The sequence below is a fragment of the Kosmotoga pacifica genome (assembly GCF_001027025.1).
GTDB classification, from domain to species: domain Bacteria; phylum Thermotogota; class Thermotogae; order Petrotogales; family Kosmotogaceae; genus Kosmotoga_B; species Kosmotoga_B pacifica.
This window is the reverse complement of record NZ_CP011232.1, coordinates 574,203-598,723: the sequence shown is the minus strand read 5'-3', so window position 1 is coordinate 598,723 and position 24,521 is coordinate 574,203. Positions and strand designations below refer to the sequence as shown.

Sequence of the window (24,521 nt, the reverse complement as noted above, 5' to 3'; positions counted from 1 at the left end):
TTCCATTTTTACTTAGAGTATGAAGGCACTCAAATCTTCGTTTTCCGCGATATCCTTGATCTTCGAGTTCACGTAATTTTTATCTATTACGAGCTCTTTTGGTCCAACCTCAGGAGCTTCATATGAGATATCCTCGAGGACTCTCTCAACAACGGTATAAAGGCGCCTTGCACCTATGTTCTCAAGTTTTTCATTGAGTTCGAACGCAACGCGAGCAATCTCTCTGAGACCATCATCCGTGAAACTCAACTCGATTCCTTCTGTCTGGAGCAAGAATTTATATTGTTTAATAATTGCGTTTTTGGGTTCTGTGAGGATGCGGTAGAAATCATTTTCAGTAAGCGCATCTAATTCAACTCTAATGGGAAATCTACCCTGAAATTCTGGTATCAGATCGGAAGGTTTACCTACATGGAAAGCACCAGCAGCTATGAACAGTATAAAATCGGTCCGAATCGGACCATACTTTGTGTTAATAGTAGTGCCTTCGATTATTGGAAGCATGTCTCTCTGCACGCCTTCACGAGAAACATCGACACCGCCTTTTCCGCTTCGTGAGGTAACCTTATCGATCTCATCAATGAAGATAATTCCTCGGTTTTGAACCCTATCCAGAGCTTCAGAAATAACCTTATCCATATCAAGCAACTTTTCGGCTTCTTCAGGCAAAAGAAGTTTTCGCGCTTCTGAGATTTTCATTCTTTTTTTCTTTTTTTTCTTGGGTAACATACCACCGAGGATACTGGACATATCTATGCCCATGTCTTCCATGCCCGGGATCATGATCATGGACTGGGCCCGTTCTTCCATCTCGACTTCGATTTCAAAATCTTCAAGAGTTCCCTGTCTGAGCTTTTCGCGGTATTCTTCTCGCCGGGCTCTGAGCCTTTCGGCTTCTTCGGGTGAAGGACGTTGTTGGGGTGTTCCCTGGAATAATTCGAATATGTTCCTTGGTTGTTGATTCTTCGGTTTTGCGCCCGGTACAAGTGCGTCCAGAATTCTCTCTTCCACGAGAAACTTTGCCTTTTCTTCAACACCTTTCATCTTTTCTTGCTTGACCATGTTTATGCCTGCATCGACAAGTTCTCTGATCATAGAATCAACATTTTTACCTACATAGCCGACTTCTGTAAACCTTGTGGCTTCAACTTTTAAAAAGGGAGCACTCGATAATTCTGCAAGTCGTCGGGCTATTTCAGTCTTTCCAACGCCAGTGGGTCCAATCATAAGAATATTCTTTGGAACGATGTCCCTTCTTATTTCCTCAGGCAATTTCTGCCTTCTGATTCTGTTTCTGAGCGCTATTGCTACTGCTTTTTTCGCTTCACTCTGTCCGATTATGTATTTATCTAGTTCCTGTACGATTCGCTTGGGAGTTAACTGCTCTAGATCTATTGCAAACATTATTTCACCTCCAGAACCTCAATGGAGAAGTTCGAATTTGTGTATATACAGATCTCACTCGCAATTTCCATAGATTTTCTGGCAATTTCCTCGGCATCCATGTCCGTATTTCTCATTAGAGCCCTCGCTGCTGCAAGAGCATATGAGGCACCGGACCCGATAGCTATCACGTTCTCATCAGGTTGAATTACTTCCCCGCTTCCTGAAATCAACAAAATATTGTCTTTGTCAGCCACAAGGAGAAGGGCTTCCAGGTTGCGTAGAATTTTATTTGTGCGCCATTCTTTTGCAAGATTAACAGCAGCTCTCAGAAGACTTGAGTTGCTCTCGCGGTACTTCTCCTCAAATTTCTCAAAAAGCGAAAGGGCGTCAGCTACCGAACCAGCAAATCCTGCAAGGACCTTTCCATCTCCAAGTTTTCTCACTTTCCTTGCCGAACCTTTCATCACCGTGGAACCAAGCGTTATTTGACCATCGCCGGCAATGACAGTTTTGTTTCCTCTCTTTATAGCGATAACTGTTGTTCCGTGCATTTTTTCCATTAAGGCACCTCCTTTTTGTTCCTTAGGGCTTCTCTTACCACGTTTTCTATGAGTTCTTCGAAGGTCATTCCCATGGCTTTAGCAGACTGAGGAAGATCGCTCAGTTCCGTGAGTCCGGGTATTGTATTTACTTCCAGAAAATAAAATTCGTTATCTGAAAGTATTCCATCGATTCTAATCATATGTCTGCAGCCCAATATGGAAAAGACCTCTTTGGAAAGTTGTACGAGTTTTTCAACCTGTTTTTCAGAGAGTGGCGCAGGAACGATGAATTCTGTCAAGCCGCTAGTGTATTTTGCTTCGAAGTCGTAGAAGCGCTTTTTTGGCTTTATTTCAAGTATAGGGAGCACAACAGGTTCGCCATTTATTTCCAGGACTGATATTGAAAGCTCCCGACCCGTTATAAAATGTTCCAGCAATATATCCCCGTACAATTTCAACCCCTTTGAAAGTGCAGGCTTCAGCGAAGGAGGGTTTTGAATAAGTTCTATTCCAATACTAGAACCTTCTGAATTTGGCTTAACCATTGCTGGAAAATAAGACCAATCCAGTTTTTCAATTTCTTCGTTTGAACATAATTTCAAATGATATGGTTGCTTAGTAATTTCGCGAGTTATTCTGTATGTAATCTCTTTATCAAAACATATAGCACTTGCGAGAGCTCCCGACCCCGTGTATCTTATCCCACTCAGATCGAAAAGGGACTGAATTCTTCCGTCTTCACCAAATTTCCCGTGTAATGCAATAAAAACCAGATCGTGGTTTTTTAACCCGAAAAGTTCTGTCAAGTTGTCTTTGTTTAGTTCAAAAGGGGTTACCTGATACCCTAGTCTCTTGAGAACATCAACAACTCTTTTTCCACTGATCAGTGAGATGTCCCTTTCAAGTGAAAACCCACCGTAGACCACTGCGACCTTTTCTTTCATATTCTCACTCTTTTGCTTCTTTTTTACAGTTTTCGCAATATAAGACCTTCTTCCCGCCTTTTTTGGCGAGATATACCAGCCCTTGACCACAGGATGGACAAATTTCCCCTGATGGTTCATTCCAGAAAAGTTTTCCGCATGAAGTACATTTGAAATAGCTCTTTCCTTTTTTGCTGCGAAGCTTCGCGATCTTTCCCCCACAATCAGGACACGGAACATCTATCGTCACGTTTCTGGTGTATTTACAATTGGGGTATGCTGAACAGGCAATAAACTGCCCGAACTTTCCATTTCTCATCACCAAAGGAGCACCACATTCTGGACATTTTTCATCGAGAAGTTCGCCATTCTCTCCTTTAACTTTTACATGTTCAGCTAACAGAATTTTCCCGTTAACCAATGGTGCAGTCAGCTCCATATTGAGTGTTTCGTTTTTTCCACAAGAAGAACACTTGAGATACCCGCCGTAACGACCAAAAGTGATATTCATCTCTCCACCACAATGGCATTGTTTGTCAGTTGGATAAAACAGTTTTATCTTACCGGATCTTATGGCTTCTGTGATTCTTGAAAGATCCTGGGCGAAGTTCAAATAGAACTCCCTGATTATTTCCTTCCATTCTCTATTTGATTTCTCTATTTCATCGAGCCTAGCTTCCATATTTGCTGTGAATTTTTCGTCGATTATTTCGGGAAAACCTTTATTTAGAAAGTCAGCGACAATATTTCCGAGGATGGTAGGAACGAGTTCGCGCTTCTTTTTCACAACATATTTGCGCTCAAGTAGTGTGGAGATGATGGTTGCATAGGTTGACGGACGACCTATGCCCTTCTTTTCGAGTTCTTTCACCAGAGAGGCTTCTGTAAACCTCGCAGGTGGAGTTGTTTCATCCTCTTCCCAGAGTACCTTTTCCGGTGTAAATTCCGCTCCCACAGGGAGAGAAATCTCCAATACATCTTTCTCTGACTTTCTGAAATAGAGTATCTCAAAGCCAGCAAATCTGAGTTCTTCCCTTGTGTGTTTGAAGACGAATTTACCATTTTCGTCTGCAATTTTCGTTTCCACAACATCATATTCAGCAGGTGCCATTTGAGATGCCATAAATCTATTCCATATCAATTTGTAGAGTTTCAGATGATCACCACTGAGGAGGTTGGATTTCCCAACAAACTCCGGGGTCTTTTCCGGGTAGGTGGGTCTTATAGCCTCATGCGCATCCTGTACTTTTTTACTGGTTTTCTTTGTTCGATGAGTACCGCCAACGAATTCTTCACCAAAACGTTCTTTGATCAAGGTTTTTGCCTTTTCCTTTGCTTCGGCTGAAATCCTTGTGGAATCTGTCCGCATGTAAGTAATGAAAGCCATAGTACCTTCGGGTGTCTCGACGCCTTCGTAAAGCTGCTGTGCTATTTTCATGGTTTTTGCTGCGCTCCATCCCAGTTCATTTATTGAAGCCTGTTGCAATGTTGAAGTTATGAATGGTAGCGGTGGCTTCCGTGAACTTGTTCTTCTCTTATGATCCATTACATAAAGTTTTGTTTTGGAGAGCTCTTCAATTATTCGATCCTTTTTTTCGATTGAAGTTATGGACTTGTTATTGAATCTTTTTCCTTCGAGTTCTGTTAAGGGAATCTTCTTGCCTTTGAATTTTAGAAAGATCTTGTAATACTTGTGAGGTTTGAAAGCTGCCCTTTTACTTTCAAGGTCTGCTATGAATTTAAGAGCGACAGATTGAACACGGCCAGCACTAAGGCCACGCTTCATTGCTTTCCACAATAGCGGACTCAATTTGTAGCCAACGATTCTATCCAGGACACGTCGTGCCACCTGGGCGTTTACTTTGTTGATATCTATCCTCCTCGGTGCTTTAACTGCCTCTTTAATTACTTTCTCCGTTATCTCACTGAATACGACTCTGTTTTTATCATCTTCAGGAAGGTTCAATATTTTTGAGAGGTGCCAGGCAATAGCTTCTCCTTCACGGTCCATATCCGAAGCCAGCAGAATCTTTTTGCCTTTAGCCATCCTTTTTAATTCGCTGACGACCTTCTTTTTGTTCTTAAGGATTTCGTAACTTGGCTCGAAGGTCTTAAGATCTATCCCAAACTCAGACTCTGGCAAGTCTCTCACGTGCCCTTTGGAAGAGGTTACCTCATACCCTTTACCGAGATATCTCGCTATTGTTTTTGCTTTCGCAGGGGATTCTACAATTACAAGTGTCTTTTGCAAGATACCACCTCTTATAAGTTATCGCGATTTTTCATGTATATCCGTCTGTTTAGGAACCGATCGTAATTACTCCATCCATTTCCTGTACCGTTGTATTCACGCGTCTCTATTTCTCTAAATTGCGCAATTTTTGAGTCCAGATTGTCGGCCATATGAAGTACCATAGCTTCTGTTGTTTTAGGTACTACAGGTGATCCCCAATCCATTTCGCCGTGATGCGAAAGTACTAAATGTTTCAATTCAGTCTTCAAGTTATTGGGAAAGTCTGGTATTTTTTCTATACGTTGACTTACCATTTCCAGACCAATAGATATATGGCCCACCAGCTCACCTTCGTCAGTCTTTTCAATGCCTGAACTTCCGATACCATATTCTTTAATTTTGCCGATGTCATGTAAAATGGCTCCTGAAATCAACAGATCTCGGTCTATAGATTCTGGATATTTCGAGGCTAAAAACTCGCATAGCTCGACTACTGATAATGTGTGTTCAAGGAGTCCGCCTTTGTACGCATGATGAACCTTTACTGCAGCAGGCGCTGTTATGAATGTCCGGATAAACCCTTTTTCTTCTTCAAAGAAAATTTTCAGCAGTTTCTTGAGATAATCATTTCTCAAATCACTGATGTACATGAGTAATTTATCGAACATGTCAGAAACATTGCGCTTTGTAACTGCAAGAAATCTTTGAACATCATAACTACCTTCTTCAAGAAGTGTTAACCCCTTCTGTGGATCTAGATTCAACTGTAACCTTTCATCATAGACCACGACTTTGCCTTTTGCTCTGACAATGGCTCCGATGGGAATCATTGTATCATTCTCTTCAGCATTATGCCAATCTATGGCTCTAATAGCTCCTGTTCTATCACCCAGAGTCAACAGAAGGAATTTCTTACCATCTTTTGCCTCCTGAAGTCTTTTTGAAAGTACTTTGAGATCAGCATTTACAACCATGCCAGGTTTCATCTCTGAGACAAAAGACATTTCTTTACCGCCGGTCACCTGATTCAGTAAACTTTTTGCATCTTCACCAAGTATGTCTCTCAATTTCATCGAGAATTCTCCCTTCTGCGATAGATCCTCGGTACCCTTGAAGTTATGGTACACGTAACCTCATAATTGATAGTATCTATAAGCTTTGCTATTTCTTCCACCGTTATACGTTCTTCACCTTGCTTGCCTATTAATACCACCTCATCCCCTATTTTAGGTTTTTTCGAGAGGTGGCTCACATCCACTACGAATTGGTCCATACACACCCTACCCAGGATTTTACACCGCTTCCCTCCTATTAGAACTTCTCCTCTATTTGAAAGTTTGCGATTATAACCATCTCCATAGCCCACGGGCACTGTAGCCACAGTCATTTCTTTTCGCGCTATAAACGTTCGACCATAACTGATGCTATCACCTTTTTTCAATTTTTTAACATAGGAAACCACGGATTTCCATGAAAGAACAGGCTCCAGCTCGTTTATCTGGAATGCCTCAGATGGCTGCAGGCCATAGCTTGCGATGCCTATTCTGGCGTAATCAAATTCAGAACAATTGAAACGAAGAGCTCCAGCACTGTTGGCAACATGGATAATCGGTATTGTAATCCCTATTTTTCTAATAGATTCAAGAAATCGCCGAAAGTCCCTGAGCTGTCTCAAAGAAAAACTCTCGTCCCTCTCGTCGGCCACCGCAAAGTGTGTGTAAACACCTTCGAGAAAATAACCTGAATCGACGATGTCTTTTGCCAGTTTCAAAGCACTTTCGACGTCTGGACCAAGTCTTCTCATGCCAGTATCCACATTGAGGTGGACTTTAAGACCTTCAGGGACTCGTTCTTTAATCCTTTTAAACTGTTGTTCGCTGTAAATAGTTATAGTCAGGTCATTGGCCAGTACTTCCTTTGAATATTCAGGATCGAAATAGTTAAAAACGATAATGGGAATTTTCACACCAGCTTCCCTTAGTTCCAGAGCTTCTTCAACAAAAGCAACGGCAAGTTTGTTTATCCCGTTTTCAATTGCCACCCGTGACAACTCAATAGCACCGTGACCGTAAGCGTTAGATTTCACAACAGCCATTACTTTTGTTGGTGAGAGTTTTCTGGAAAAGAACATCAGGTTGTTAATGTAAGCTGTAAGATCGATTTCCAAAAAAGTTCTTCTGCTCAACATAGCATCAAAAAAAAGCGCGCTAAGCGCGCCATTAGACTGCTCTTTGAACTTTACCAGCTTTCAGACAACTGGTGCATACTCTCATTCTCTTGACTTTACCATCAACAAGAACCCGGACTTTCTGTACGTTTGGCTTCCACCAGCGTTTGCTCTTCTTGTTGGAATGGCTGATGGTGTTTCCGGTCGATGGACTTTTTCCACATACTTCGCATACCTTAGCCATTTTCAGGTCCTCCTTCCTGATACACTCCATTACATTATAGTTTAGATGCATCTTTATTTCAACGCATATTTTACCATTAAACAGATTTTCCAATTAAATTAATGGTATCATTTGGTTAAAAGCCGTTAATCGAAGGGGGGAAAACATGTTCTGTTATTTGTTCGATCTGGATGGTACCCTTACCAGAAATTCAGATGAAGAATTCATCAGACTCTATTTCAGATTGATTGCAAAACACACAGGTAACGTGGAACTAACCAACAGGATCAAGTCCGCGGTTTTCATAGCCATTGAAACAATAAGCCGGAATACCGATGGCAGAAACAATTTTGACAGGTTCATGGAAAACTTCGCCATGAAGATGGGAAGTGGTACTCCCGAATATTGGACGGATTTCTTCATGGATTTCTATAACACAACCTACGATGAACTCAGGAATTTCGTAGCCCCTAGAAACGAGGTTATCGAAACACTCAAGAAACTTAAGTCGCAGGGGCATAGAATAGTGCTGGCAACAAATCCCGTATTTCCCTCCATTGCAATAGAAAAGAGAATAAGATGGATTGGTCTTAACCCTTCTGATTTTCACTATATAACGACAATGGAAAACAGCTACAATTTGAAACCATCAGCTGAGTACTATAAAAGAATTCTGGAGGAAATCAATTGTGTTCCTGAGAACAGCATTATGATTGGTAATGATCCAATACTGGACGGGGCTTGTGGTAAAGTGGGCATTCAGTTTATCGACGTGTCATCGATTGAAAAAATTATCGATGATATGAAGAACTGACTGGTAAAAGAGTTATTAGCCCATCAAGCTCCCTCGCCTTTATCTTTTCAGCAAAACTCTCCAGAAGAATTTGGTCATCAACGATTTCCACAATAATAGGCAAGTCTTCACTCAGTGTGAAGAAATCCGATCTTTTCAAATGGCGCTTCAGTCCGAAGCCCATTATTCCACGGTATACGGTGGCACCTTTCAATCCCTCTTCGTAGGCCATTTTTATGATTTCTTCATAGGCAGGTTTCCCATCCAGTTTGTCTGTTTCGCCAATGTAAATTTTCAAACATCCGTATCCCATATTTTCTCCCCCCAATCATAAACTTCTGCCGATTATCAGCCCAAAAAAAGCGGCGGTAAATCCGCCAAAGATATTCAACAGGAAATAAACACTAAAAGCACTATAAGATTGCTCCTGTATCAGCCTGAGTCCTTCATAAGAGAATGTGGAGAATGTTGTAAAGGCTCCGAGAAAACCTGTGGCAAAGAAGAGATAAAAAGCTCTGCTCACCTCGGTTTTTTTAAAAGCAAATGCTAGAAAAAGCGACAGCACAAAACTCCCTGCAATATTAACAATCACAGTTCCCAGGGGAAGTGAAAGAAATCCGTAACGCTCATTTATCAGCTTACTTAAAATGTATCTTGCGATGGCACCGATGAAGCCTCCAAATCCGATAGCCAGATATCTCGTCATAGTTCACCATTGAATAAACTGGATTGAACTCCTGCAGATAATTTTTTAACAAAGCTTTCTACGATATCAAGTACATGTTCCCTATCGCTGATGTTGGCGATGAAATCGTATCTATCTCCATCAATAATCAGTTTTTCTGACTCTTTGTAGTTTTCAAACCAGCTGTCATAAAGACTGTTTAAGCGCTCTAAATATTCTGTTTCAATCTTACTTTCGTAACCTCTCCCCCGCATTCTAATGCGTTCAATAAGGGTGGAAACAGAACATTTAATGTAAACCATTCCTGCTGGAGTCTTGAGATGATCGGAAAGGGTATAAAAAGTGTCACGATAGAGTTTCCAGTCCCTCTCGTCGATATATCCCATCAAGTGAAGATTTTTTGCGAATATCTCCACATCTTCATAAATTGTTCTGTCCTGAATAATAACTTTCCCTACATCGTCAACTCTTTTCAAAAAATCAAAGCGTTTTATGAGGAAGAAGAGCTGAGAATGAAAAGCCCACCGTTTCATGTCAGAATAAAAATCTTTCAAAAAGGGATTTTCATCAACAGCTTCATACACGGGAGTGAACCCAAGTGACGTTTCAAGTAATGAGGTCAGCGAAGATTTGCCTGCCCCAATATTTCCACAGATACCTATAATCATGACTGAAATCTCCTTTCTATCTGCTCGAAAATAAACTTTAGGTCCTGCTCATTTTTTACAAAATCAAGATCCGTTGTGTCTATCTTCAGAACCGGTACATCATTGAATTTTTCGAAGAAATTTTCATAAGCATCGGCAAGAAGTTCAATGTAATTGCGATCCATACTGCGTTCAAAAGATCTGTCTCTCAAAGTTATTCGCGACATGAGAACATCCACTGACGCATAGAGATAGATTATCAGCTCTGGTTTGGGAACCTGTTCTCTGAGAAGATTGAAAATTTTTTCGTACAGCATCTTCTGATCATCTTTTAAGGTCAAAGATGCGAAAAGATGGTCTTTTTCAAAGATGTAATCTGAAACAGCTCCGGCTCCTTCTTTCAATTTTTTAGCGAGTTCAGTTTGTTGGTTGAACCTGCTCAGCAAAAAGAATAGCTGTGTCTGAAACGCCCATCTATCCATGTCCTCGTAGAACTTTTCAAGGAAAGGATTCTCTTCGACAACCTCCAGAACTGTTGGTAAAAAGTATCTGCGGGAGAGGTATCTAACAAGAGTAGTTTTACCAACCCCAATAACTCCTTCAACTGCAAGATATTTACCCGTGAGTTTCGTCAGCATCATATTGAGTTCTCCTCCACTTATCCAATAAAGTTTTAATGGTGTTCAAAACGGGTTCAAGATACCACTCCACCGCATCTTTTTGTCCAGGGACGGATAATACAACAGAATTCAAAATTGTCCCGGCCGCACAACGGTATAACGAAAATTCATGGTTTTTTTTGAGGGCATTATGTACCATTGAGATTTCCAATCCCTGGGCTCGCTTGTCGATAATCGAAAGCACAGCTTCCGTCGCAATATCTTCCCTGAGGAGCCCCGTCCCTCCCAGAACAATGACGAGCTCGCTGTCTCTGGCCGTAGAGAAAATAGCTTCCTTCAAAGCGCTCATCACAGGCTCCACACTCTCTTGAGTGTAAACCTCAAAGCCAAATTTCGCGAGTATTCTTTTACATAATTCTATCGTGTAGTTTGATTCATCATATCCAGATTCAAGAACTCTCAAAATTGAAGCGGTGTACATAAAGCACCTCCGGATCATTTATATAACACGCAAGCACTTGTACCAGCAACCCTGATTATTCCCTTCGCTATTCTTATTACATTATTTCCGGCTGTTTCGCCATCAACGACCTGTTTCCATTCCCCGTCAGGCAACTTGAAAAATACTGGCGTTGTATTCCCATTCAATATCACTATGATATCCTTCCATTCGTCACCAACGGCCCCTCCGTTGATCCTAAAGGCCACCATCCGTTTTTGGGGTGTATTGAGGAACGATATATTTTTTCTGATATCATCAGAAGTACGCATTCTGAAAGCGATATGATTTTTCCTCAATTCGATTAGCCCTTTGTAGTACAGGAAGATATCGTAGAACTCAGCCTTGCGTTTCCAGTCGAATTTGTTTACTTCGATTCCCGCGTTATAACTGTTATCGTTGCCGTATTTAGTTCTGCAAAAATCCACTCCGCCATGTAAAAAAGGTATACCCTGAGAGAGCAATATTATCGCGTTGGAAAATTTCTGAGCAGACTTCAAGAGCTCAATATTTGTACTACCTATTGCTTCAGTGTTTTTGTCCCATAGGGTAAGATTATCGTGAGAGCTGACGTAGTTGATAGTTTCCTCAGGATCAGACGTAAAATCGTAGATTCTGTTGTCGTATGAGATACTTCCAACAATGCCACGTTTTATCCTCGTTTCTTTGGCCCGACTTCCAAGGGCAAACCCCTTTAATTTCTTATTGAAAACACTACCGATTATGGCATCTCTTATGCCATCATTGAAGACGGCAACACGTAAACCTTTTTGATCGCCCTTCCCGAAGGTAATATTTGCACCCCAGCCTCCCCAGGGTTCTCCATAGATGAGGATCGTAGGATCTTCCTCATGAAGGGCTTTTTCAATAGCTTTCACGGTTTCTTTGTCAAAGAGTCCAAGAAGATCAAAACGGAAGCCATCAACATGGTATTCACGAACCCAATAAAGAAGCGAATCCACTATGAACTTTCGCATCATTGGTCTTTCGGTGGCGATCTCGTTACCGACGCCAGAGCCGTTGGTATAAGAACCTGTATTGTCTGTCCTGTAGAAATAATACGGAACAGTCTGATCAAAGGGTGAATTTGGTCCCGTCTGAGCTGTGTGATTATAAACGACGTCAAGGATGACTCTTATGCCGTTTTCATGTAATGCTTTTACCATTTTCTTGACTTCAGTTATTCTGGCCAGAGGATTCGAAGGGTCTGTACTGTAGTGCCCTTCGGGAACCCAATAAAGGAAAGGATCGTATCCCCAGCCATATTGATTTTCTTCACCCTCTTTGAGATAAAAAATGTCGTGTATTGGCATTATATGCACATGGGTGACACCCAATTCTATTAAATGATCGAGGCCAACTTTTATCCCCATCGTATTAGTCGCGCCTTTTTCCGTGAGCCCCAAATATTTTCCTTTATGGATTATGGTTGTTGAAGGGTCGCCAGTTATATCAGCAACATGAATTTCATAGATTATGGCGTCTTCATAGGCCTCCATTGCTGGCCTCGTATCAGATATCCAACCATCGAAATTTGTTTTTGAAAGGTTCACCACTACGGATTTTTCGCTATTCTTGGTAACGGCCTTCGAATACATGTCCACAGTTTCTCTCAGCTTCCCATAGGAGAAAAACCGGTATTTATAAGCTTTCAAGTGAAGGTCTCCAGGTACCGTTACGCTCCACACTCCTCTATCTTCCCTGTTCATGGGAATTACCATAGAAGGTTCTTCGGCATCATAGTCGTTGTACAATAAAAGTTCCGCTCTACTCGAGACGGGGGACCAGATCCTGAACTCTGTTTGTTCTGGTGAATATATTGCCCCCAGTTCTCCGGAATAGTAAAAACGATTATCATCAAGCACTTTTCTGCAAATAACAGTCTTTTCAATATAACCTTCGATATTCAAGAGAATTGGCTTTGAGATATCTTCGGAATTGAGGGGCTCCTCGAGGAGGATTTTTATATACTTGGTCATTGAGATATCAGTAGGATCCGCTTTAGACACACTTCGAATACTTAAGTCTTTCCCACCAACACTCAATCGTACTCTTCCTGACCATTTTTTGGTGTTGAAGGGTGTGGAGAGATATACGTAAATTTCTGAAAAACTATCGAGAAAAGCAGCCTTAATTCTCGGGCTTAGGTCAACTTTATCGGGGTTTGTATAGAAATCCATTTCTCCTTCGAGCACCCAAATCTCGGCTACACCACTTTCCGGTATATCGATGAATCTGTCTGCGTTTACATCCTTCTTTTCCCACTCTCTGAGCCGAACGATAAAGCCTAACTGCTCCCATCTATCATCAAAAGTAACGATAGCATACGGGCCAAATTCATCCGAATAAGTAAACTGGTAACTTTTACCAGCCAGACTCTGGGGCTTGTGCGGCCATATCCAGAGGTTCCACCCATCGTAATTGCCATCGTATCTGTGATAATGGACGATAAGAACGGTTCTTCCACCGAAGTCTTCCGCGACTTTTCCAGCGGAATATGCGGTGAAAGCCAGAAGGTTGACTGTTAGGAATAAGAATGCAAAAATCACTAAGAATTTTCGAAACATGAAGACACCCCCATCTTTATTCAATCGTATTGAGCTTAGATTCATTGATTCTTCTGTTTCAGAGAGCACTTCGTGTATTCTTCTACAATCCTGCTTCATTAACGATGACTATTTGCCTATTATAATAAAAACTTTGGAAAACTCATCGAAAAAAGTAGTATCGATCTTGATGCTTTCTAGGACGGATTCAAACTTTCTTTCATCGATCTAAACACTAAACTGATGCTCATTTTCGGCCCTACAACGAGCGCTTCTGTTCCTATATCTATAACCAGAGAAGCGAAATATAAGATCATATTTCCAGTTGACATTGCCTCAAATTCTGTGGATAAAAAGACTACAGTTATTATCAAGAAAAGAAGAGTCAGGTTGATGACGACTATCTCCGTGAAAAAGTATATCACTTCAAATCATCGGAAAAATAATTTCTCTTTTCGATATTTTTTGTAAATGTCTGATTGTTGCCTATAAGATATGATTAATTTGATATTATATACGTGTACTGTAATTGACTTAACAATTCCGTTTCTGGTATATTTTTAATGGTACAGGGCTTCCGAGCCCTCGGTTTTCTTATGAATATAATTCTAAAGCGATATACAGGGGGTGTGAATATGCGAAAAGGCGCAATATTGCTGGTTTTGTTCTTACTTCTGGTTGGCACTCTGTTACCAATTGAACTGAAAATCAACACGGTTTCTGCCAAACCGATGTTAACCGGACCTGGTGGACGGGTTTTCTTACGTTGTGATGCCGTTGGTGACGGCATACTCTCTTATCAATGGGAACCAGAAGAGGGAGCAATTATAAGGGACTATAAAAATGGTACCGCGGTCTGGAGAGCCCCCGAAGAGCCGGGTGCTTATTCGATAAGGGTCGAGGTCGTCTCCATTGCGGGAACATTGGAAGGCGAAGTAGTGGTAAAAGTAATGAGACCAGAAGATTTACCCAACCATCTTCCCGAAGTACAGTTGCTTTATCCCGATGATGGAAAGAAACTCTCACTGGAAGAAACGAATAATGGTGCTTTACTTCTCTGGTACGCTAATGATGAGGATGGTGACTATCTCTTTTACGATATTTATTTGAGTGAAACTTTACCCTTTAAGTCACCATGGATGGTCGATCATGACAGATTGGACATAAAAGCAAGAGATCTGAAAGGACACAGTAAATACTACTGGAAAGTAATCGCGAAAGATGGACGGGGTGGCCAGATGGAAAGTGAAATTTTTAGCTTTGAAACAGCCAACCATCCCCCCTGTATTAAGCTTGAAGATGTTGTGATCGATGAAGAACACCCGCTCAAATTGAATTTACTTGATTACGCTAGTGATGAAGATGGCGATCCGCTTACATTCAGTTTGTTGCCTGGATCGGTAGGTGAGATAGAAGGCTCAACCTACACCTATACACCATCGTACGACTCTTCTGGAACATACAGGGTAGCGATTGAAGTAAAAGATGGTGAACTCTCGGCATCCGATGACTTTATTCTTACAGTCAGGAATGTTGACAGAGCGCCGGAGGTCTCACTGGTTTCTCCTGCAATGGACACGGAGGTCTCGACAGAGGTCACCTTCAAATGGAATGTAATCGATCCGGACATAGAGGACGGATCTGATCCAGATGATTATGTTAGATCTACGGTATACTACGGTACTTCAAAGGATGAACTCAATTCTTTTATGACCGAACTAACAGAGTTTAAGGCAACATTAGCTCCTCACACAGATTACTACTGGAAAGTAAAAGTCGAAGATGCTTACGGTCTCACTGATGAGACAGATATTGTTCATTTTAGGACCAGAAACAGCCTTCCGTTCGTGCCCCAAATCACCGTGAATATAAATGAAGATGAGGAAAAAGCGATAGACTTGGGAGCTCTTATTCACGATCCCGATGAGGACGCTCTTACGTTCGGGTTGTTAGAAGATTACCCCGAACTCGGGCTCTCACTTGATGGTGCTGAGTTGGTTTTAAAACCTAGTTATGAGGCTGTTACAACACAAGAAGGCAGCAAAGAGTTTACGGTGAAAATGGTTGTTTCAGACGTGCAAGATAGCGTTGAGTTCTTCGTGCGTGTAGTTGTGACCAACGTGAACCGACCACCTATGGTAGAACTGCAAGCCCCGGTTGATGGTGATGTGGTTGATGCCGCTGAGGTCACTTTGAGGTGGACAGCCAAGGACCTCGACAACGACCCACTTCATTATGATCTGTTCCTTAGAGCTAATGAACCACCAATTGATGCTTATAATGAATTTACGTGGCTTAGTGAGACTTCCGCGACAGTTCAGTTACAGCCTCACACCAGATACTTCTGGAGAGTCGAAGCCACTGATGATGCCACCGTGGCATCGAGTCAACTGTGGAGTTTTACGACAGCGAACCACGCTCCTGTAGCCCTTGAGGCTAGCTTCACTTTCCCGGAACCCGAAGAAAAAGACAATCACCCCAAAAAGTACAGAATAAACTTCAGAGGCTATTTCACTGACCCCGATGGAGATAAATTGACCTTCAATAAAGTTGAAGGCATCGGTACACTCACTGAAGATGGTGATTTCTGGGTATATGTTGACAACGTCTCCAATGAAGGTGCTGACGGAACAGAAGAAAATCCTCTATCTGCAGGAGAGTACGAAATAACTCTGGCTGTTGATGATGGTTTTGGGGGAGTTACTGAAGTTACATATCCGATAACTATCATCGACACAAACGTACCTCCGACAGTAACAACGCCACAAATGTCCTATGTGGCTACTGATACTGAATTCGTGTTGAAAGTCCTTTTCTCCTGGACAGGTGCAGATATAGACGGAGATGGGATCATTTATACACTCCACCTTAAAGATATTGACACAGGAGAGGAGACCACGGTTGAAGGGCTTAAGGAAAGCGGATATGTCCTTGACATTAAGCCCCACACGAATTATGAGTGCTGGGTAACCGGTACTGATATACGCGAGACTGGTGACTCGAGGTCCAGTGACAGTGGTGTACTCATCTTCACAAGTATGAATAGGCTCTCCGTTGAACCCGTTGAACCTGTGGAAGTTAAGGAAGGTGAAGAAGCAATAATTTCTCTCCCGGAACGTGACATCGACGGAGATGAAATAAGTTATTCTATTGAAGGTGTAGTAGTTGAAGGAAGTAAGGTAAGCTACAAACCCGGATACGATGTTGTTACCCACGATAATCCAGAAGTTACTACAAGGGACATCGAGTTCAAAGGAACTGCCTGGGACGGGCATGACAGAATAGAGATAACGATTCCCTTCAGAGTCGTCGACGTGAACCGTGCTCCAATAATCAAATTAGTTTCGCCTGCAAACGACTCTGAAACTCCTACAACTGTTACGCTGGAATGGGTTGCAACAGATCCAGATGGAGACAACATGAAATTTACTGTTTATTACGGGCATTTAGAAGCTAATCTTACAGGAATTGATACGGCTGATAGCAGTTACACTGTAGATAATCTCGAATTGGGTAGCGAATACCTCTGGAAAGTGAGGGCCGTCGATCTATGGTCTGATCCCAAGGAGACTGAGACTGGATTCTGGAATTTTGCAGCTGTTATTCTCAACCCCAAGTGGTTCAGAGCCATGGATGGCCTCATCTACTCCAGTGCCGCAATGGTTGAAGGCTCTCCAGTCTTCGTTGCCATTGGCAAAAAGCTTTACGCACTCGATAAAGAAAGCGGCCAAACGCTGTGGAACTTCAAGGCTAAAGCTGACTTCAAAGCTTCACCAGTAATCGATGAGTATAAAAACATCTATATTGGTGATGAAAGTGGTAACCTGTACTCTATTAATCCTAATGGAGAACTGAACTGGTCCCTAAAACTGAATGGAGGGATAGAGTCAACCGTTGTTATTAATGGAGACAGAAAGCTCTTCGTAGGAACAACCAAGGGTAAGTTCTATTCTCTCAATGATTACGGTGAGATACTCTGGGAAAAATCACTGGGTAAAATAGTGTCCAGTGCAGCTGTATCTGAATCAGGAACGGTTTATGTGGGAGCGTCTTATGGAAAGCTTTACGCTTTAAGTCCTGAAGGAGAAGTTCTTTGGACATTTGAAGCAGGAGACTGGATAGAATCGGATATCACCATTGCAGAGAACGGAGACATAATATTCGGCTCGGATGATGGTTATCTGTACCGTGTCAACAATGAAGGTTCTCTTGTCTGGAAGTTCTACACAGGGAGCCCTGTCAGAAGTGGAGTGGCAATCACTGAAGATGGCACAATTTATTTTGGTGGATACGACAACAAATTCTATGCGTTGAACAATAGCGGTGAGGTACTCTGGACCTTCGAAACTGCAGGCCCGATTCATTCAACCCCAGCTCTGGCAGTGGATGAAACAATTATCTTTGGTTCTCTCGACGGAACACTTTATGCACTAAGGAATGATGGAACGCTTATCTGGAAGGCAAAATTCGACAACTGGGTATGGGCCAGTCCATTGATAGCAGAAGATGGCACTGTGTATGTCGGTTCCCACGATAGGCGCTTCTGTGCTTTCGAAACGAAGAATGGTGGACTTGCCCAAGCGTTCTGGCCAAAGTTCAGATTGAATAACCGGAACAACGCTAGCCTTATGAAGCCTGCTGTACCCAAATTTGTGGAGGAACTATTCAGGAAAGCTGGAGCATTGTATTTTGGTTCTATCGAGGATATAAGAGTCGATACTACAGCGATTGCAGGTGCTAAGGTGTTTACAAATCCCGAGAATCCTGAGATGAAAGCCACATTGTGGGAAGTGCCAGCCGAGGAACTTGCGAAGCAACTACACGAATCTGTCGATATAGATCTGCAGGGAGTTGATCTGTTGTTTGCAGTCGATGGTAACGGATTGTTCTTTGGAACTGTTGGCGAAAAACAGTTGGATCTCCTTGCCGTTCCAGCAAATTCCAATGCTTATGACTTCGATGGTAAACTCTTACCAGCAGATGTAATTGGTGAGCTAATTGATGCCGTTACAAGAACCGATGTAAGAACCACACTATTCGGTGCCCTTGCTTTCCAGGAATATGTAAACTTGTTCAAAGAAGGAGCGATCATTGAAGGTCCTAGAAATTACGCAGAACTATTCAAGCAGCCCTTCAGAATAGATAATATTTCGGGTGAGGAGATCATACTCGTAAGGACCTGGCTGATAAATATTGATGCCGAAGATGAGCGTCTTGAAACAGAGATGGTACCGCTCTACTCTGAATGGAACAGGCTGTGGAAACCAGAGATTACAACCCCGGTCTTTGGAAGGCTTGTGAGCTTAGAAGTTTCTGATGTGTTGAATTCATCACTCTATATCAGGGCTTTCGCCGATAATCTCAATGCTCCGTACATAAAGATTGACGGAAAACAAGAAGGTGCAGACGCCATTTACAACAAGATTGTTTCTCTGAAAGACGAAATACCTGAGAGTATTGAACTTGGCTCGGTATACAATCTCGTAATTACGAAGCACGTTGTTTCAGGAAGTTTCCTTGGTGGCTCTGTGATTTCCACCTCCACTGAGCTTCCTTCAAACATTGCCGACGAGAAGTATCAACCCCAGACTTTCGTTATCATGAAAGGCATTTCAGTAATAAAGTAATTTTATGGTACTACCGGGGTCTGCGGGCCCCGGTTTTTTTCTACCAACATATAGTTCGGATTGCTGACTTCATATGGATATTGAAGGAGATGGAGCAGTGAAACGAGTTGATGTTTTGAATGAAGATATGACCAGTGCACTGTTCAAACTCGCCTGGCCTGCTGTTTTGTCAATGTTGTTCCAGACGTTGTATAACATTACAGATGCCTTCTGGTTGGGAAAACTCGGGAAGCTGGAGATAAGTGCTCCGACGATCGCCTGGCCTGCTATCTTTCTTGTGCTATCACTTGGTGGAGGGATCACAGTAGCCAGTCTGGCACTTGTTGCACAGTATACCGGAAAGGGCAACGATGAACTGGCAAGGAAAGCAGCCGGACAGGCATTGAGCGTCACCTTTTCTTTTGCCATAATCGTTGGGATCATTGGTGGTTTTTATAGCAAAGAGTTTCTTTTGTTGTTAAAGATCCCTTCAGAGATGATCCCTTATACCAGAAGTTATATGTCCACGATTTTCTTTGGAACTCCCTTAGCTTTTGGCCTTTTTGCTGTAAGTTCTATTTTTACAGGTTGGGGAGACGCAGTAACTCCCATGAAATTAACAGCTTTCTCGGTGCTCTTTAACGCGGTACTGGACCCTCTCATGATATTTGGAATAGGGTTTCCTGCGTTGGGAGTCTTTGGAGCAGCGCTGGCAACGGTTATTTCCCGGGGCATCGTGCTGTTTTATGCTCTATATCTACTATTTTCAGACAAAAAAGGATTTGGACTACGGTTAAAAGACCTCATTCCTTCTAAAGGTATGATTTCAAAAATCCTAAAGGTCGGACTACCATCGTCCTTTGGAAACTCTATAACGTCCCTGGCTTTTCTTATCATCATCGCTATGATTTCGAGATATGGTTCCGTTGCAACTGCTGCGGTTGGGGTCGGAAACAGAGTGACCTCTATTGCAACAATGTTTTCTTTTGGGCTTGCTCAGGCTACTTCAACGATGGTTGGACAGTATCTTGGTGCCGGCGAGAATGCAAAGGCGTACAAAGTTGTTTGGAAGTCCTCAGCATGGAACATGCTGGTAGTTGGCGCGATTTGTACTCTAACCTTTGTTTTTGGCAGGGAAGTTACGATGGTGTTCATAAATGAACCGGATGTACTACTGGAGGGTATAAGATACTTCAGAATTGTCTCACTATCTGTTCCGTTTTTTGCAACTTTCAACATCTTTGATGCCGCATTGCGTGGTGCAGGACATACAGTGCTGTCGATGTTCATCAATATATCACGGCTCTGGGTAATAAGGATACCATTGATACACTATTTTGGCGCTTCAATGGGGACAACCGGTATTTGGTATGCAATGTTGATCAGCAACTTATTAATCGCGGCAGTATCAGCCGTGATAATTCTTTCAAAGACATGGTTGCGCAGGGTAATATGAACTTTGGAGCCGAAACTTTTGATAGAAAATCTTAACGTTATAAAATTCACATTCATATTCAAATATGCTAAAATCTAATTGACAGAAAATTCACAATCTCGTGCTTGGTGGCTACCGAATGGAGGTGCTTTCTTTAATGCCCGTTACCATTATTGTAGACGGTAAAGAGTACCAGGTAAATGAGGATCAAACCATACTTGAAGCTTGTCGTAGTATTGGGATCGATATCCCCACGCTTTGTTATCACCCGGCACTCTCTGTGGTCGGTTCCTGTCGCGTTTGTGTTGTAGAAGTGGAGGGAGCGAGAAACCTTGCCCCCGCCTGTGCCACAAAAGTAGCTGATGGAATGGTAATCAGGACTAATTCAGATCGAGTCAAGAAATCCGTGAAGTTCAATCTCGGTCTTCTACTCTCCAATCATCCCAATGACTGTATGACTTGTGATGTCAACGGAAGATGTGAATTCCAGGATCTTATTTACCAGTATAACGTCAAAGATATGTTCCCCAAAGAGCTAAGAAATGTTCCGTACGATGAATCGAGCCCTTCACTGTTCAGGGACATGAATAAGTGCATCGCATGTGGCCGCTGTGTCAGGGCTTGTGAAGAACTCCAGGGACTTTCCATACTCTCAATGGTCAACAGGGGGCATCATTCTCTTCCTCTTCCTGCCCTCGGTGCTCCTATTGTAGCCACTGATTGTATCAACTGTGGGCAGTGTGCTACTGTGTGTCCTGTCGGAGCTATTACTGAAAGAATGGAGTTTAGAAGGGTACTTGAAGAATTAGACAGACACGAAAAGGTGCTCATAGTTCAGACAGCTCCTGCGGTCAGGGTTGCTCTCGGTGAGGAATTTGGTGAGGAACCTGGGACAATCAGCACTGGAAAGATGGTAGCAGCTCTCAGACGACTTGGCTTTGATTACGTTTTCGATACCAATTTTGCTGCGGACCTAACAATCATGGAAGAAGGCTCAGAACTCCTCGATAGAGTTAAGAATGGCGGAAAATTCCCGATGTTCACTTCCTGTTGTCCCGGTTGGGTGAACCTGATGGAAAAGCTTTATCCTGAATTCACGGAAAATCTATCGAGTGCTAAATCTCCACATGAGATGCTTGGTGCGCTGGTGAAGACTTATTTCGCTGAAAGGATTGGAAAAAATCCTGAAGATATATTCGTGGTTTCTATTATGCCCTGTACCGCAAAAAAAGATGAGGCTACCCGTGAACAACTAAAAGTTAAAGGCGTCGATGGTGTAGATGTTGTTCTTACAACGAGAGAACTAGGGAAACTAATAAAGATGAAGAAAATTCCTTACGAATCACTACCAGAAGAAGAATATGACAAACCTCTTGGTATATCGACCGGAGCGGCAGTTATCTTCGGTACGACTGGTGGTGTTATGGAAGCTGCACTCAGGACAGCTTATGAGCTCTACACAGGGAAAGAGTTGCCAAAGCTCGATTTTGAAGATGTCAGAGGACTAGCAGGCGTTAAGGAAACTGTCGTTAACCTCGATGGTAAAGAACTGAAAGTTGCAGTTGCTCATGGTGGGGCTAACGTAATAAAGTTGATGGAGAAACTGAGAAACGGTGAAGTTTACTACGACTTTATCGAAATTATGGCATGTCCTGGTGGCTGCATCGGTGGCGGAGGTCAGCCGAAGTCGAATAAGCCGGGATATCTCGAAAAAAGAATGGAAGCGATTTACAGTATCGATGAAATGTCAACTTTGAGAAAATCACACGAAAACCCGGCAGTATTGAAACTCTATGAAGAGTACCTTGGTGAACCCCTTAGTCACCTGTCCCATGAGCTACTTCATACTCACTACAGAGACAGGAAAGAAAGTGTACTGAAGCGGAAGAAAGAACTCGAGAGAGTTGAATAAATAACCGGGCCGCAAGGCCCGGATTTTTTATAACTTTATATGCTTTTTAACCGCTTCTATAAACTCTTCAAGGATAGTGAATGGTGTTTTCATAACACATTTAAAGTCAAGAATGCAGGAGCGATTTTTCACATAGAAGAGATCATACGAAGTCTTTATTCTGTACTCTTCCAGTGTTGTTGTGTATTTGTAGTTTATCTGAGCCCAGCCGGTAATACCCGGCTTCACTTTCAGTCTGCAAATGTAATTTGGAATATGTTCTTTGGCCATTTCATGAAATTCTTTAAGTTCAGGTCTCGGTCCAACTATGCTCATATCACCTTTTATTACGTTGAAAATCTGTGGTAACTCATCAAGCCTCAATGGTCTGATGATCTTTCCGATATGCGTAACTTTTTTGTTGTGATCGCTGTTTGTGAAAGTTCTAAACTTATACATACCAAACGTTTTCTCGTCTTTACCTATTCTTTCCTGCTTTATGATGATGGGTTTTCCACTGGTAAATAGTATCAAGAGTCCTAAAAGGATCATCACCGGAAGCAGAAAGATAAAAAGAAAAACACCAAACACAAGATCAATAACTCGTTTTACCCTATCGTACTTTTCGTTGTCTGCATCACAACATCTGAAATCAGATGGTGCTATGAAGCCATCATTTTTTCGGACGAGCTTTGATAATTGATTAGAAAAGAAAAACCGAAACAAGATAGCGATCATAGCTGGCAGAAGAATAATTCGTTCATCTATAAAAGCAAGAAATATCAATAACAATAGAAACGAACCCAGCAGAGCTGTTGTTCGCTTTACTTTATTTGCGAGTATTTCGTATTCATAGGCCCTCATGATAATGGCTGTTATTGTGCTCAACAAACCGGAGGTCACAAAATATTTCCAACCGTAAGAGAGTAACATGAGTGATATCAACCAGTCAATAAAGAACACAGGCAACACCTCAGAATTATTGTCTCATGATTTTATAAAAAATTGTACAATTTCCTCAATTTTGTTGAGAAATCAGAAACTGTCAGGAACTTGTAGTATGATAGAATTTGGTGAGAGCATGAAAAAGGTTTACATAAGTGACTTGCATATAGGGGATGGAAAGGGGAAGGACGATTTCGCGTTTGATTTAGAGCTGACAGATTTTCTCAATCAGCTTATAAATTTTGATTGCGATGAGCTTGTAATCGTGGGAGATGGTCTTGAGTTAATAAATTCCTCTTTCGCAATGTCTCTAGAACTTTCCCCCTATGTTCCGGACGAAAAGGAACTTAAAGAAGATCTTATTGATTCAATAGTATACAAACATCCGGATGTGTTTATGGCATTCAGGGAGTTCAGTAAAAGAGGCAGGATAGTCTATGTTATCGGAAACCACGACTATTACTTTCTTTTTAGCGAGAGACTCAGGAAACGACTTGTTGAAATACTTGGGGGAGCAGATAGAGTCAAAGTTTTACCTCATTATTTTGATCCTGAAATGAAGATTCTCGCTATTCATGGAAACCAATTCGACGCTGTCAATAGATTGAGCATCAATCCCCGCAATAAACGGATTTTAGTACCTTTCAGTGAGTATATGTCAAGATATATGTTTAGGTATTTTGATAGCCACCTCATGAACGCCGATGTTCCGGATCATATTTTAAAGGATTATCATAATGTCAGCCCGATTCTCGACGTTTTTCAGTGGTTTCAGTACATCCGTGAACTCTATGATTTAAAGCTCAATTTACTAGAATTATGGAGTGAATCCTTCGTTAGAATGCTAAAAACAGATTTTTCTAAAGCATGGTTAAGGGCCAATTATCCCTATTTAAGAGTCTTCACGGGGTTATTTGTCAACAGGTTTGGTGGTATGAAACTTGGTGAACGGATAGTGCGACTAATAATGGATCTTCGTACAGTCCGAAGAACGGATTATTTATTTAAAAGTGCGAAAAAATTCCTTGGCGCTTTTCGCGACAACGGTTTTAAGAGTATAATGGACAGTAGGTATTTTGTTGGTTCCCATGGACTTCCAGAAGTGATACCGACTGAAATCAGTGGTTGCGTGATGGGTCACAATCACAAAAACACTCTGAGGGTTGTTCATGTGGATGGCGAGAAGAAGTTTTATGCCAATTCAGGAACATGGAAGCCTGTTGTGGAGGTGATAGATGGCAGCAACAGGAATGCTTTTGAAAAACGAATTGAACTGAGTTACGTTATTGTAGAAAAAGAAAGGAATGGCTTTCACATAGAAGCCAGACAGGTTAAAAAACTCAACGATGTGAAATTATAATTTTGTAATAAAATTGTGTC

General features: G+C 41.9%; 20 protein-coding genes. 5 read left to right on the top strand and 15 right to left on the bottom strand.

What is annotated here, in order from left to right:
* Positions 1-12: 12 nt before the first annotated feature.
* The 7 genes from hslU to rpmB are packed head-to-tail and all read right to left on the bottom strand — an operon-like array spanning position 13 to position 7,495.
* Positions 13-1,404 carry an ATP-dependent protease ATPase subunit HslU gene (gene hslU, locus IX53_RS02865; RefSeq protein WP_047754071.1) on the bottom strand — a complete coding sequence of 464 codons (1,392 nt, stop codon included), beginning with the start codon at positions 1,402-1,404 and terminating at the stop codon, positions 13-15.
* The gene (gene hslV, locus IX53_RS02860) at positions 1,404-1,946 is read right to left on the bottom strand and encodes an ATP-dependent protease subunit HslV (protein WP_047754070.1); all 543 of its coding nucleotides are present in this window, start codon (positions 1,944-1,946) and stop codon (positions 1,404-1,406) included. Before hslV ends, hslU begins: the two co-directional genes overlap by 1 nt.
* Entirely contained in the window at positions 1,946-2,872 is a 927-nt protein-coding gene (locus tag IX53_RS02855; RefSeq protein WP_047754069.1) for a D-alanine--D-alanine ligase family protein, read from the bottom strand. The genes hslV and IX53_RS02855 overlap by 1 nt, the downstream gene beginning before the upstream one ends.
* Positions 2,873-2,876: 4 nt before the next feature.
* Positions 2,877-5,102, bottom strand: a complete 2,226-nt coding sequence (gene topA / locus IX53_RS02850; protein ID WP_047754068.1) for a type I DNA topoisomerase — start codon at positions 5,100-5,102, stop codon at positions 2,877-2,879.
* An 11-nt stretch (positions 5,103-5,113) separates the two neighbouring features.
* Entirely contained in the window at positions 5,114-6,157 is a 1,044-nt protein-coding gene (locus IX53_RS02845) for a 3'-5' exoribonuclease YhaM family protein (RefSeq protein WP_047754067.1), read from the bottom strand.
* Entirely contained in the window at positions 6,154-7,272 is a 1,119-nt protein-coding gene (gene alr / locus IX53_RS02840) for an alanine racemase (protein ID WP_047754066.1), read from the bottom strand. Before alr ends, IX53_RS02845 begins: the two co-directional genes overlap by 4 nt.
* 31 nt (positions 7,273-7,303) lie before the next feature.
* Entirely contained in the window at positions 7,304-7,495 is a 192-nt protein-coding gene (gene rpmB, locus IX53_RS02835) for a 50S ribosomal protein L28 (RefSeq protein WP_047754065.1), read from the bottom strand.
* A 145-nt stretch (positions 7,496-7,640) separates the two neighbouring features.
* Here rpmB and IX53_RS02830 point away from each other — a divergent pair, with 145 nt between their 5' ends.
* Positions 7,641-8,288: an HAD family hydrolase gene (locus tag IX53_RS02830; protein ID WP_047754064.1), complete on the top strand. Its 648-nt coding sequence runs from the start codon at positions 7,641-7,643 to the stop codon at positions 8,286-8,288.
* Here IX53_RS02830 and IX53_RS02825 read toward each other — a convergent pair.
* From IX53_RS02825 to IX53_RS02795, 7 genes are all read right to left on the bottom strand, one after another.
* On the bottom strand, positions 8,266-8,580 hold the full coding sequence (locus IX53_RS02825) for a DUF190 domain-containing protein (protein ID WP_047754063.1): 315 nt from the start codon (positions 8,578-8,580) through the stop codon (positions 8,266-8,268). The genes IX53_RS02830 and IX53_RS02825 overlap by 23 nt on opposite strands.
* A gap of 15 nt (positions 8,581-8,595) precedes the next feature.
* Positions 8,596-8,973, bottom strand: coding sequence for a fluoride efflux transporter CrcB (crcB, locus tag IX53_RS02820; protein ID WP_047754062.1), 378 nt, complete (start codon positions 8,971-8,973; stop codon positions 8,596-8,598).
* Positions 8,970-9,620 (bottom strand): deoxynucleoside kinase, encoded by a 651-nt coding sequence (locus IX53_RS02815; protein ID WP_047754061.1) that lies wholly within the window; start codon positions 9,618-9,620, stop codon positions 8,970-8,972. The genes crcB and IX53_RS02815 overlap by 4 nt, the downstream gene beginning before the upstream one ends.
* Entirely contained in the window at positions 9,617-10,237 is a 621-nt protein-coding gene (locus IX53_RS02810; protein WP_245612749.1) for a deoxynucleoside kinase, read from the bottom strand. The genes IX53_RS02815 and IX53_RS02810 overlap by 4 nt, the downstream gene beginning before the upstream one ends.
* On the bottom strand, positions 10,215-10,700 hold the full coding sequence (locus tag IX53_RS02805) for a molybdopterin-binding protein (protein ID WP_047754059.1): 486 nt from the start codon (positions 10,698-10,700) through the stop codon (positions 10,215-10,217). The genes IX53_RS02810 and IX53_RS02805 overlap by 23 nt, the downstream gene beginning before the upstream one ends.
* 14 nt (positions 10,701-10,714) lie before the next feature.
* The gene (gene pulA / locus IX53_RS02800) at positions 10,715-13,285 is read right to left on the bottom strand and encodes a type I pullulanase (RefSeq protein ID WP_082128449.1); all 2,571 of its coding nucleotides are present in this window, start codon (positions 13,283-13,285) and stop codon (positions 10,715-10,717) included.
* Positions 13,286-13,461: 176 nt separating this feature from the next.
* Positions 13,462-13,689, bottom strand: a complete 228-nt coding sequence (locus tag IX53_RS02795) for a hypothetical protein (RefSeq protein WP_047754058.1) — start codon at positions 13,687-13,689, stop codon at positions 13,462-13,464.
* Positions 13,690-13,899: 210 nt separating this feature from the next.
* On the opposite strand from IX53_RS02795, the gene IX53_RS10460 reads away from it, so the two are divergent.
* The 3 genes from IX53_RS10460 (at position 13,900) to IX53_RS02780 (ending at position 22,217) form a co-directional block, all read left to right on the top strand.
* On the top strand, positions 13,900-18,891 hold the full coding sequence (locus IX53_RS10460) for an outer membrane protein assembly factor BamB family protein (protein WP_053001114.1): 4,992 nt from the start codon (positions 13,900-13,902) through the stop codon (positions 18,889-18,891).
* 97 nt (positions 18,892-18,988) lie between these two features.
* Complete coding sequence (locus IX53_RS02785) at positions 18,989-20,326, top strand: MATE family efflux transporter (protein ID WP_082128447.1); 1,338 nt, start codon at positions 18,989-18,991, stop codon at positions 20,324-20,326.
* Positions 20,327-20,462: 136 nt separating this feature from the next.
* Positions 20,463-22,217 (top strand): NADH-dependent [FeFe] hydrogenase, group A6, encoded by a 1,755-nt coding sequence (locus tag IX53_RS02780; protein ID WP_047754056.1) that lies wholly within the window; start codon positions 20,463-20,465, stop codon positions 22,215-22,217.
* Between the two features lie 27 nt (positions 22,218-22,244).
* Here the strand turns inward: IX53_RS02780 and IX53_RS02775 are convergent, their stop codons facing one another.
* Positions 22,245-23,159 carry a sugar transferase gene (locus IX53_RS02775; RefSeq protein ID WP_053001113.1) on the bottom strand — a complete coding sequence of 305 codons (915 nt, stop codon included), beginning with the start codon at positions 23,157-23,159 and terminating at the stop codon, positions 22,245-22,247.
* Between the two features lie 118 nt (positions 23,160-23,277).
* Between IX53_RS02775 and IX53_RS02770 the strand changes: the two genes are divergently transcribed.
* The gene (locus IX53_RS02770; protein WP_047755386.1) at positions 23,278-24,501 is read left to right on the top strand and encodes a metallophosphoesterase family protein; all 1,224 of its coding nucleotides are present in this window, start codon (positions 23,278-23,280) and stop codon (positions 24,499-24,501) included.
* Positions 24,502-24,521 lie beyond the last annotated feature (20 nt).

What these genes read in the sequence shown, in the direction of transcription:
- pulA (WP_082128449.1), bottom strand. Translation starts at nt 13,285, where the DNA reads ATGTTTCGAAAATTCTTAGTGATTTTTGCATTCTTATTCCTAACAGTC.
- hslU (WP_047754071.1), bottom strand. Translation starts at nt 1,404, where the DNA reads ATGTTTGCAATAGATCTAGAGCAGTTAACTCCCAAGCGAATCGTACAG.
- IX53_RS02770 (WP_047755386.1), top strand. Translation starts at nt 23,278, where the DNA reads ATGAAAAAGGTTTACATAAGTGACTTGCATATAGGGGATGGAAAGGGG.
- IX53_RS02815 (WP_047754061.1), bottom strand. Translation starts at nt 9,620, where the DNA reads ATGATTATAGGTATCTGTGGAAATATTGGGGCAGGCAAATCTTCGCTG.
- IX53_RS02830 (WP_047754064.1), top strand. Translation starts at nt 7,641, where the DNA reads ATGTTCTGTTATTTGTTCGATCTGGATGGTACCCTTACCAGAAATTCA.
- IX53_RS02845 (WP_047754067.1), bottom strand. Translation starts at nt 6,157, where the DNA reads ATGAAATTGAGAGACATACTTGGTGAAGATGCAAAAAGTTTACTGAAT.
- IX53_RS02780 (WP_047754056.1), top strand. Translation starts at nt 20,463, where the DNA reads ATGCCCGTTACCATTATTGTAGACGGTAAAGAGTACCAGGTAAATGAG.
- IX53_RS10460 (WP_053001114.1), top strand. Translation starts at nt 13,900, where the DNA reads ATGCGAAAAGGCGCAATATTGCTGGTTTTGTTCTTACTTCTGGTTGGC.
- IX53_RS02805 (WP_047754059.1), bottom strand. Translation starts at nt 10,700, where the DNA reads ATGTACACCGCTTCAATTTTGAGAGTTCTTGAATCTGGATATGATGAA.
- hslV (WP_047754070.1), bottom strand. Translation starts at nt 1,946, where the DNA reads ATGGAAAAAATGCACGGAACAACAGTTATCGCTATAAAGAGAGGAAAC.
- IX53_RS02825 (WP_047754063.1), bottom strand. Translation starts at nt 8,580, where the DNA reads ATGGGATACGGATGTTTGAAAATTTACATTGGCGAAACAGACAAACTG.
- IX53_RS02855 (WP_047754069.1), bottom strand. Translation starts at nt 2,872, where the DNA reads ATGAAAGAAAAGGTCGCAGTGGTCTACGGTGGGTTTTCACTTGAAAGG.
- rpmB (WP_047754065.1), bottom strand. Translation starts at nt 7,495, where the DNA reads ATGGCTAAGGTATGCGAAGTATGTGGAAAAAGTCCATCGACCGGAAAC.
- IX53_RS02810 (WP_245612749.1), bottom strand. Translation starts at nt 10,237, where the DNA reads ATGCTGACGAAACTCACGGGTAAATATCTTGCAGTTGAAGGAGTTATT.
- crcB (WP_047754062.1), bottom strand. Translation starts at nt 8,973, where the DNA reads ATGACGAGATATCTGGCTATCGGATTTGGAGGCTTCATCGGTGCCATC.
- alr (WP_047754066.1), bottom strand. Translation starts at nt 7,272, where the DNA reads ATGTTGAGCAGAAGAACTTTTTTGGAAATCGATCTTACAGCTTACATT.